This window comes from Mucilaginibacter sp., assembly GCF_036383575.1.
Classification (GTDB): domain Bacteria; phylum Bacteroidota; class Bacteroidia; order Sphingobacteriales; family Sphingobacteriaceae; genus Mucilaginibacter.
In genome coordinates this window covers 1-8,993 of the sequence record NZ_DASVOB010000380.1, presented here as the reverse complement: position 1 = coordinate 8,993, position 8,993 = coordinate 1, and the positions used below count along the sequence as shown (strand labels likewise).

The 8,993-nt window shown below is 41.8% G+C and carries 9 protein-coding genes; 4 read left to right on the top strand and 5 right to left on the bottom strand.

Going from position 1 to position 8,993, the window contains the following annotated elements; translation table 11 throughout:
* Nucleotides 1-1,082, bottom strand: a 1,082-nt coding sequence (locus tag VF500_RS13255; protein ID WP_330860126.1) for a tetratricopeptide repeat protein, incomplete at its 3' end; no start/stop codon positions are given.
* Nucleotides 1,083-1,193: 111 nt separating this feature from the next.
* Between VF500_RS13255 and VF500_RS13250 the strand changes: the two genes are divergently transcribed.
* Nucleotides 1,194-1,481: a hypothetical protein gene (locus VF500_RS13250; protein ID WP_330860125.1), complete on the top strand. Its 288-nt coding sequence runs from the start codon at nt 1,194-1,196 to the stop codon at nt 1,479-1,481.
* 61 nt (nt 1,482-1,542) lie between these two features.
* Here the strand turns inward: VF500_RS13250 and VF500_RS13245 are convergent, their stop codons facing one another.
* The 4 genes from VF500_RS13245 to hscA are packed head-to-tail and all read right to left on the bottom strand — an operon-like array spanning nt 1,543 to nt 5,376.
* On the bottom strand, nt 1,543-1,674 hold the full coding sequence (locus VF500_RS13245; protein WP_330860124.1) for a hypothetical protein: 132 nt from the start codon (nt 1,672-1,674) through the stop codon (nt 1,543-1,545).
* Nucleotides 1,675-1,724: 50 nt separating this feature from the next.
* Nucleotides 1,725-2,432, bottom strand: coding sequence for a hypothetical protein (locus VF500_RS13240; protein WP_330860123.1), 708 nt, complete (start codon nt 2,430-2,432; stop codon nt 1,725-1,727).
* A gap of 57 nt (nt 2,433-2,489) precedes the next feature.
* Nucleotides 2,490-3,482 (bottom strand): hypothetical protein, encoded by a 993-nt coding sequence (locus VF500_RS13235; protein WP_330860122.1) that lies wholly within the window; start codon nt 3,480-3,482, stop codon nt 2,490-2,492.
* Nucleotides 3,483-3,519: 37 nt separating this feature from the next.
* Entirely contained in the window at nt 3,520-5,376 is a 1,857-nt protein-coding gene (gene hscA / locus VF500_RS13230; protein ID WP_330860121.1) for a Fe-S protein assembly chaperone HscA, read from the bottom strand.
* Between the two features lie 151 nt (nt 5,377-5,527).
* On the opposite strand from hscA, the gene VF500_RS13225 reads away from it, so the two are divergent.
* From VF500_RS13225 to VF500_RS13215, 3 genes are all read left to right on the top strand, one after another.
* Nucleotides 5,528-6,478, top strand: coding sequence for an aldo/keto reductase (locus VF500_RS13225; protein WP_330860120.1), 951 nt, complete (start codon nt 5,528-5,530; stop codon nt 6,476-6,478).
* Nucleotides 6,479-6,743: 265 nt separating this feature from the next.
* The gene (locus VF500_RS13220) at nt 6,744-8,501 is read left to right on the top strand and encodes an ATP-binding protein (protein ID WP_330860119.1); all 1,758 of its coding nucleotides are present in this window, start codon (nt 6,744-6,746) and stop codon (nt 8,499-8,501) included.
* A gap of 92 nt (nt 8,502-8,593) precedes the next feature.
* A partial coding sequence (locus VF500_RS13215; RefSeq protein WP_330860118.1) for an AraC family ligand binding domain-containing protein occupies nt 8,594-8,993 on the top strand: 400 nt, incomplete at its 3' end.

Below are 8,993 nucleotides of genomic sequence, written 5' to 3'. Positions count from 1 at the left end.
TTTGGTTTACTTGCCAGGTATTTTTTGTAGTATTTGATGGCTGTAGCTTTGTTCTTCAGTTCTGTGTCGTAGAGCGTAGCAAGGGCATAATAGGTGATCGGATCGGGTTTGTAAAGTAAACTTTTCTGGTAGGCTTCAACTGCACTCTTCAGCTGGTGCAGACGGTCGTACGAGTCACCTTTTTCGCTGTAGTACGAACTTACCCCAGTAGATATGGCTTCTTCAATGGCTTTGTCTAAATAGGTAATAGCTTTTGTATTGTTATGTAAAGCTTTGTAGCTCATGGCAGTGTAGTAATATGAAGCTTCGGTGCCGGTATTGCCATCTTCTAACGTTTTGAAGATTTTGATGCAATCAGGATAGTTGGCGGTCATGTAATAGGAGGTGGCGAGCATAGATACAATACTGCCGGCCTGTTCGCCTGCATCCATTAGTTTTTTGGTGATAGCAATGGTTACCGGGTATCTTTTTAAGGCATAGGATGCCTGTGCTTTACCTTTCAGGAGCAGTAAATTAGCGGTATCGGCAACAAGAGCTTTGTCAATCACATTTTCGGCATTGCCATATAGTTTAAGGTTGATGTAAAATGACGACAGGTCATACGCCACATCAGGATTAAGCGGATTGAGTTTATTGGCTTTTTGCAGGTACACGATGCTTCCCCCTATATCGCCTATATTTTGTGATAGGTCTGCCAGTTGTTTATATACATCAAAGTTGGTAGTGTCCTTCAGCAGGATCTTTTTTACATAGGCCAACGCTTTTTTATTATTACCCCGCCTTTTAATGATCTCACTCATGTTATAGAGGTTAGTAAGACTGGTTGTATCGGTAGCATAAATGCGCTGGTAATAATTTTCGGCATCAGGCAGGCGTGAGGCCATTTTTGATGTATAGGCCAGTTTAGCCAATGCCTTAAGATCCGTAACGGGCTCTGGATATGTCTTTTTGAGATAATCGGCTGCATCTGCAAAACGCTGGTTTTGATAATAATCAAGCAGGAGTGAATCATTTGCGCTTTGCTGTGCATGTAATTGCAATACTGATAAGGTAAGGAGCAGGCTTATAAATAAGTTTTTCATAACTAAACATTTAGTTAAACTAAGTTATTAGTTATGGGTGGCAATTCCAAATCTGAAACAATTTTTTATTAAGGTGGTTAGATTTATAATTAATCATTAAAACCACCTATTATGGATAAGCTAAAGAAGTTTGGACTGATGGAAAAAATTGTCCATGAATTGGAAGACCTTAAAAATAGTCAACAAGCTATCATTACCAAATTGACCAAGATAGAAGTTGATAATATTGACCTTGGCGATAAACGCCTGGAAAGGGATCTGCCCGATATGCACCAGCGTGTATCAGAAAACCTGGACACGATAGCGGCCATCCTTGAAGACTTTGCCAATCAAACCGCAAGCTATAGTGACAGCAACAATATAGCTGCCCTGAAAGAGCAGGAAGCTTTAGGGAAATAAGACAAAACAGAAAAATCCCCGGGGAACCGGGGATTTTTCTGTTACCGAATCGACATTCAAATCAAAGATTTTCTCTTCTTTTTTGGAATAGTTTTTCAACGTCTTCATGTTTAACAAAGTCTCCGCCCGCTATTTCATCATCGGCAAGTTCTATTTGCTTATCATAGTCTATTTCTTCTTCCTGATATTCCATACTACCAATATAACAAATAAAGCTATGATAAGCCCTTACTATAACTCCAGTTATTCCTTCTTCTTAGCCCTTTCTGTATTCCGGTTATACCTCTTTATCGCCTGGAGATAATTTTTCCATTGGATGCTTTCAATAGCATCAGGATCATCACCAACCATTGCCCTCAGATTTTCCTCGTTGTATTGAACAATTGCCCCGTTATTAAGCTGAATGGCAACTATGGATTTAGGGTTGAACATTTTCCCTTCGGGCTCACTTAAAAGAGAGTAGGCATTGATATGACCACTTATAAACTTGAACATCCAGCAGCTATCTTTAGCAATACCTGTATAATAGTTTGGTGCCGAAACAATTTGAGCTTGCTTTTTAGTTGACAGAGCTGCTATATTCCGGGCTATTTCAATTGTTTGTTCGGGGTAGATTACCTGTTCCCTGTTTGTATCTGCCTTGGATAATGACTGATCAACAAATAGCAGGTAACTTTTATGGGCATATGTATCTACATAAATTCTGGACTTGACTTCCTTTTTTGTTCCGTTAAGCATGGTCACCAGAAACGTGTATTCAGGATTATTGGTGCTTTTATTGTTATTGCTCCAGAACGACCACATGGCAAAGGGTGTTTGATTTCCCATTTGCAGATCCATGTTTTGCCTGTTAACCGTACTGTTAACAGCGGGCAATCCACTCTGAGCATATGAAATACTTGCTAATGTAATCAGGAAAAGGGCAGGAATGTATTTATGTACAAGTTTCATGGATAAAGCTTAGTCCCGCTAAATCTATGAAACTTGTTTAATCTCAATGTTAAATATTTACTGGTACTGAATATAAATAGGAGCAGGCTTCAGGCTCAATACCTCTTTAGGGGTAAGCATTCTGTGCGGCTCATTCTTGATATCGTTTTTATAGAACAATTTAAAGCCGGTAAATTGAACAGGCTCTTCAGAAATAAAGTATTTGTAAGTGCCTTTTTTAAGTTCCGGGCCGCCCCAGCCATCCATATCCATTACAACCTGTACTTCTGGCCTTAGTTTTATATCTTTATAGTTGGTCACCATACGTTTGGTAAAGCGGTGTACCACAAATATTTTGGGTGGCAGGTCATTCTTTTTTACCAATTTGGCCAGATAGCCGGTTACATAGTTGATATCATCGGCATCAAAAGTGCCGATCCGCTTGCCGGGTACACTGCCTTCCTTCATAGAAAATTCCGGGTCGATACCTAAATGAACGTTTGGCATCTTCATATATTTCTCCAATAAAGGCAACTCGGTTTGTACCGTACTGAAGCCAACCTGTATATCTAAAAATACAATAGCATTGATGCTTTTGGCCCAGCTTAATACAGTATCTATCTGTTTAAAGGGCATCCGCAAGTTATGCAGACCGTTGCGCCCGGCATCGGCCTGGGCGGTTACACAGATATAATGCAAGGCCGGTACCACGCTGGTAGCTGTATCTGCCTTTTCCCAGTTTTTAACCTCTTCTTTTAATTTATTAAGCATGGTTTTACGTGGATATTGGCCAAGCACGCCCATGTTTTTTGAATAAAGGTTCCCGTAAAAAGCTACAATGCGGTTATAGGGCAAAATAGCACCGGGCAGGGGATACTCTTTGGTTTTTACCGGCCAGCGTCCGCTTTTATCGCCATTGGCGATTTTCTTCATCAACGAATCGTACTTTAAAGTATCCAGCATTGACGACTTTGCAGAAGTATCGCGAAAGTGTTTGCGGGTTGCAGCACAGGCCGTATTAGTAACGGCAATAAAAATAAACAGGGCGAAAGCAGATATTGTCCTTTTCAAATTTTAAGATTTTTGTGTTGATAAGCAATATCTGTGCCTATTCTATACTCTTGCCCCGCATGGCTGTGCTTATAGCCTGATCCATCAACCGTTCGGCAAAGGGACGGGTAAACTCGTTAACCTCATCAATGCTTTTCAATATCAGGTCTTTATCGCCGCTGGTTAGCGCGTCTTTTAATTTCTGAAGCAGTTTGGTTGTGTCGGCTATTTCTGTAATAGAAACATAGTCGGCATTTTTTTGCAGGAAGCGTTCAACAGTATAAACCATTTGCTCGCCTTCGGTACGTGCCTCAATAAGCATCCGCTGGCTAACGTCGTCTTTGGCGTGTGTAATGCTGTCCATCAGCATTTGCTCCACCTGTTCGTCCGTAATGCCGTAGGTTGGTTTTACCTCAACCTCCTGTTTTACGCCCGAACGAAGCTCAATAGCCTGTATGGTAAGGATGCCATCGGCATTAAGCAAAAAGTTGATGTCCACTTTAGGGAAACCCGCCGGCATAGAAGGGATACCTTTCAAATCAAACTCGGCCAGTTTACGATTTTCTTTGATGAGGTCGCGCTCTCCCTGGTAAACAGCAATTTTCATGTTTACCTGTCCATCTATCGATGTAGTGTATTGCCTGCCGCCTTTAGTTGGCACTTTAGAGTTGCGGGGGATGATCACATCCATTAAACCACCCATAGTTTCAATACCTAAGGATAGGGGGGTAACATCAAGCAGTAAAATATCTTTACGGTTACCGGCCAAAATATCAGCCTGTATGGCAGCGCCTAATGCAACCACCTCATCAGGGTTTACATCATCATGCACCGGGCGACCAAAAAATTCGGCAACCATACGTTTCACCAAAGATGTACGGGTTGATCCGCCAACCATAACCACCTCATCAATCTGGTCGATGGTTAGTTTAGCATCTTTAAGCGCGTTTTGGCAGCTGGTAATGGTTTGCTGTACTTTGGGTAATATTAGTTCTTCAAAAGTAGTGCGGTCAAGCGTACACCAGATATCGCCTATTTTATCGTTAACCAAGCTTTGGTGAGCAAAGGCTTTCTTGGCTTCTTCGGCTTTTAAGCGCAGTTGTTGAGCCAGTTCGGTATTGGCAAGTACTTCTGCTCTGTTAAGCTGGTTTTTCTCGATCCAGTAATCAACAATAATGCGGTCAAAATCGTCGCCGCCTAAAAAGGTATCGCCATTGGTTGACAGCACTTCAAAAATGCCGTTTTGGATCTGCAGTATAGATACATCAAAAGTACCGCCGCCAAGGTCATAAACTGCTATGGTTTTTGTTTCTTCGGGGTTGAGGCCTATACCATACGCCAAACTTGCGGCTGTAGGTTCGTTCACTATGCGTAAAACATCGAGCCCTGCAAGTTTACCTGCATCGCGGGTGGCCTGGCGCTGCGAATCATTAAAGTAGGCAGGTACAGTGATCACAGCACGGTTAACAGGGGTTTTAAGGGCATGTTCGGCGCGGGCCTTAAGCTCTTTCAAGATCTGGGCCGATAACTCAATAGGGGTGTAGAATTTATCGCCTACTTTGATCTTAACCAGGCTTTCGGTATCGTCGTCAATTACTTTATAGCTAAAAAAGTCTTTATAGTTTTCAATATCGTGGTAACTGCGGCCCAGCAAACGCTTAACCGAAAATATGGTGTTTTGCGGATCAGTTATCAGAAATTCCTTTGCCTCATTACCAACCAGTACATCACCGGTATTGCCAAAATGCACTACAGAGGGCACTAATACACCTTTGCCTGCATCATTAATTACCTGCGGGTTTTTATCAGGATTGATAAATGCTACCAGCGAATTGGTGGTGCCAAGATCGATACCTACAATGATCTCTTCTTTTTGTAATGAGCCTGTTGCCAGGTTGATAGAAACTTTAGCCATTATATTAATTTAACAAAGGGCAAATGTACTTAGTTTTAAGCGATGCATTGTCGTTTTTAATTCAGTTTTGTTACAAATAAGCGCCAGGTTATTTCATTTAGCTGACAAACAAATGCGGCTTAATTCATCTTTTTATAAAAAATAACAACATATGGAAAAGCGTGAATTAGGCAAATCCGAACTATATACAGCACCACTGGTTTTTGGCGGTAACGTTTTTGGTTGGACTGTTAAAGGCAATGATACCGCTGTTTTACTGGACGCGTTTTTAGATGCCGGTTTTAACACAATTGATACCGCCGATGTATACACCCGCTGGGTTGAAGGCAATAAAGGGGGAGAATCGGAAACGGAGATAGGCAATTGGTTAAAGCAAAGCGGCAAGCGCGATCAGGTCATTATTGCTACAAAAGTGGGTTCGGAATTGGATTCGGAAAGAAAGGGTTTGAAAAAGGATTATATTATCAAAGCTGCCGAAGACTCGTTGAAAAGGCTGCAGACTGACTATATCGACCTGTATCAGAGCCATTACGATGACCCTTCAACGCTGGTTGAAGAAACCCTGCGCGCTTATGACCAGTTAGTGCAGGAGGGTAAAGTCCGTGCTATAGGCACATCCAATATGTCGGTTGAGCGTTTGCACGAATCTTTAAAGGTGAGCGTTGAAAAGGGGCTCATCGCATACCAAACCCTCCAACCGGAATATAACCTTTTTGACAGGGAGAAATATGAAACCACCTATGAGCCTTTTTTGAAGGAGAAAAATATTGGTGTGATTAACTATTTTTCATTAGCCAGTGGTTTTTTAAGCGGGAAATACCGTTCGGAAAGTGACCTGCAGGGGCGCAGTCGGGCCCGTTCGGTTAAAAAGTATCTTAATGAACGCGGCTTTAAAATATTGAAAGCGCTTGATGAGGCCGCTGCTCAGTACAACGTAAGCCAGTCGGCAATTGCTTTGGCCTGGTTAATTGCACGGCCAAGTGTAACGGCGCCTATTGTAAGTGCCACCAATCTTGATCAGCTTAAAGAGTTTGTCACAGCTGCCAATTTGAAGCTGAGCGATGAAACTATCGAAGCGCTGAATACCGCCAGCGCTTATTAAATATTCATTAATAATTTTAACAGCACACTTTTCAACCGAAGGGTGTGCTGTTTGTTTTTAGCTGCCTGGTTATACTAAAAGTGGCTTTTGCATTGCTTAATAATTACACCGTTTTTTTAATTTAATTATTAAACAACAAAGCCCTTCTTTTTGCTTTTTTTAAACACTAAAGTTTTAAACATTTCCTAAAAAATACTTTATTTACTAAACAGAACTCTCTGTTTTTGAGTATAACGGGTTCTCTCTAATTAATTTTTTATTTTAAATGGAAAAGCTGAAGCGGGTTATTGGCTACGGCAAGCCTGATTTGTCGCTGGAGAACAAACTGTTTAATGCGCTTACGTTATTCATTTGTGTCAGCAGCATTTTTTCGCTGATCTGTAATTTGTTTTTAGGCTTAAGTTACAAATTGGAGCTTGTCCAGCTTTTTGTGATCCTGATGTCGGGCTGGGCTTTTTACCGGAGCCGGTTTGTCAGATATAAGGAGGATGTCGCTGTAATTTATATCTGCTTTGGCCTGGCAGCAATTGTTCCGGGTTGGTTTTACAATGGCGGCATAGGCGGATCAACAACCCTTTCGGGAGTTTTCTTTATTGTATTGATCACCCTGCTTGTAAAGAAGAGATACCATTATATTTTTATAGGCGCTTTAATAGCCATATTCTTAGGATGTTACTATGTTGAAAAGCATTTCCCCGAGTTAGTACAACCCTATAGCAGCCCTGCAGCAAAAGAATCTGATCTGATCACATCCGCAGTAACAAACATTTTAATTGTTGGGCTGCTGGTGGGTTTTATAAAAAAGAGCCATGAAACCGATAAGCGCGACCTGATCCGTAAAAGTGAAGAGTTACAGGCCTCGCAAATTGAACTTTCGGCCTCGCGCGACCAGGCCGAGGCGGCCACATTTGCCAAGTCGAACTTTTTGGCCAACATGAGCCATGAGACCCGTACGCCGCTTAACGGTATTATAGGTACTGCCCAGTTGCTTTCCCGCACCAGTTTACTGCCCGAGCAGCAGGAACTGCTTCAAACTTTACAATCGAGCAGTAATTTGCTCATCAATATCATCAGCGATATCCTGGATATCTCAAAGATCGAAGCGGATAAGCTGATCCTTCACCCGGTGTCAACACATTTGCGTAACTGCATAAAAACAGTAATTGAAATCACCGAGCCGGCAATCACCACGCTGCATAAGCCATTAAAGCTAACTTACCAGGTTGATGATAGTGTAGCTAACTATGTTATAGCAGATCAGGGCCGGCTTCAGCAGATCCTGGTGAACTTAATAGGGAACGCCATTAAATTTACAGACGAAGGTTCGGTAACCTTACGGGTCACGGCATCCGAGATCAGAAATAATATCCAGGAAATAACTTTCAGCGTGAAAGACGATGGAATTGGGATAAGTGAAGAAGCTTTAGCGCAATTATTTAAACCATTTACGCAGGTAAACACCACCGCTTTACGTAAATATGGCGGTACGGGGCTGGGTTTATCCATCTGCAAAAAGCTTGTTGAAATGATGCAGGGTAGGATCTGGGTTGAGAGTAAGGAAGCTGAGGGTTCATTGTTCAGCTTTACCTTGCCCTTACAGGTAACTTATAGCGCCGCTGAGTTGGAGATGCAACCCGGCGAAAAGGAAGCGTTTCAATACCGGCCTTTACGCATTCTACTGGCCGAGGATAATAAAATGAACCAGTTGATAGCCAGTAAAATATTCAAAAAGGTTGGCTATAGTATTGATATTGCCGAAAACGGGCTGGCTGCTGTAAATATGGTTGAGCAGTGTAACTACGATCTGATATTCATGGATATTCAAATGCCCGAAATGGATGGTTTACAGGCTACCCGTCATATATTAAAAAAACACGGGGAAGGGGCACCGCCCATTATTGCCATGACAGCCAATGTGCTCAGCGAAAATGAACGAGAATGCGCCCAGGCCGGTATGAAGGATTTTGTAAGCAAACCCTTTACTTTTGAGCGCCTGGAAGATATCATCCAGAAATGGACGTGATATGTCAGTAAAAAGTACTAATCGTTGATTAGTACCATACAAAATAAAAATAGTACCATTAAGGACAAAGCTATAGTGTGTAGTTTTGTGTCATGTTACAAAGCATTCCAACAATTGATATTTGCACACTGGCTGATGATATAAAGCAGGATGATATTCTCATCAGCAGGTTTGCTACTTATTTGGATGCCCATAAAAACCTTTTCTTCCCGCACCGTCATTCTTTTTATCACCTGGTATTGTTTACCGATGGTGGCGGTTCACATACCATTGACTTTGAGAGCTTCGGCGTAGAACCCGGGCAAATTTACTTCATGGTTCCGGGGCAAGTGCATTCGTGGGAATTTGAGGGCTTTGTTGATGGGTACATTATCAACTTTTCAAGTTCTTTTATTCAGTCGTTTTTATTGAGGTCGGGGTATTTTGACAACTTTAATTTTTTAAATTGTAATCCGAAAGATGAAGTGATTGATTTGCCTGCCGATCAGCTAC

Bases quoted from the DNA above. Each gene is read 5' to 3' on its own strand.
- hscA (WP_330860121.1), bottom strand. From the start codon at position 5,376: ATGGCTAAAGTTTCTATCAACCTGGCAACAGGCTCATTACAAAAAGAA.
- VF500_RS13245 (WP_330860124.1), bottom strand. From the start codon at position 1,674: ATGGAATATCAGGAAGAAGAAATAGACTATGATAAGCAAATAGAACTT.
- VF500_RS13220 (WP_330860119.1), top strand. From the start codon at position 6,744: ATGGAAAAGCTGAAGCGGGTTATTGGCTACGGCAAGCCTGATTTGTCG.
- VF500_RS13250 (WP_330860125.1), top strand. From the start codon at position 1,194: ATGGATAAGCTAAAGAAGTTTGGACTGATGGAAAAAATTGTCCATGAA.
- VF500_RS13240 (WP_330860123.1), bottom strand. From the start codon at position 2,432: ATGAAACTTGTACATAAATACATTCCTGCCCTTTTCCTGATTACATTA.
- VF500_RS13225 (WP_330860120.1), top strand. From the start codon at position 5,528: ATGGAAAAGCGTGAATTAGGCAAATCCGAACTATATACAGCACCACTG.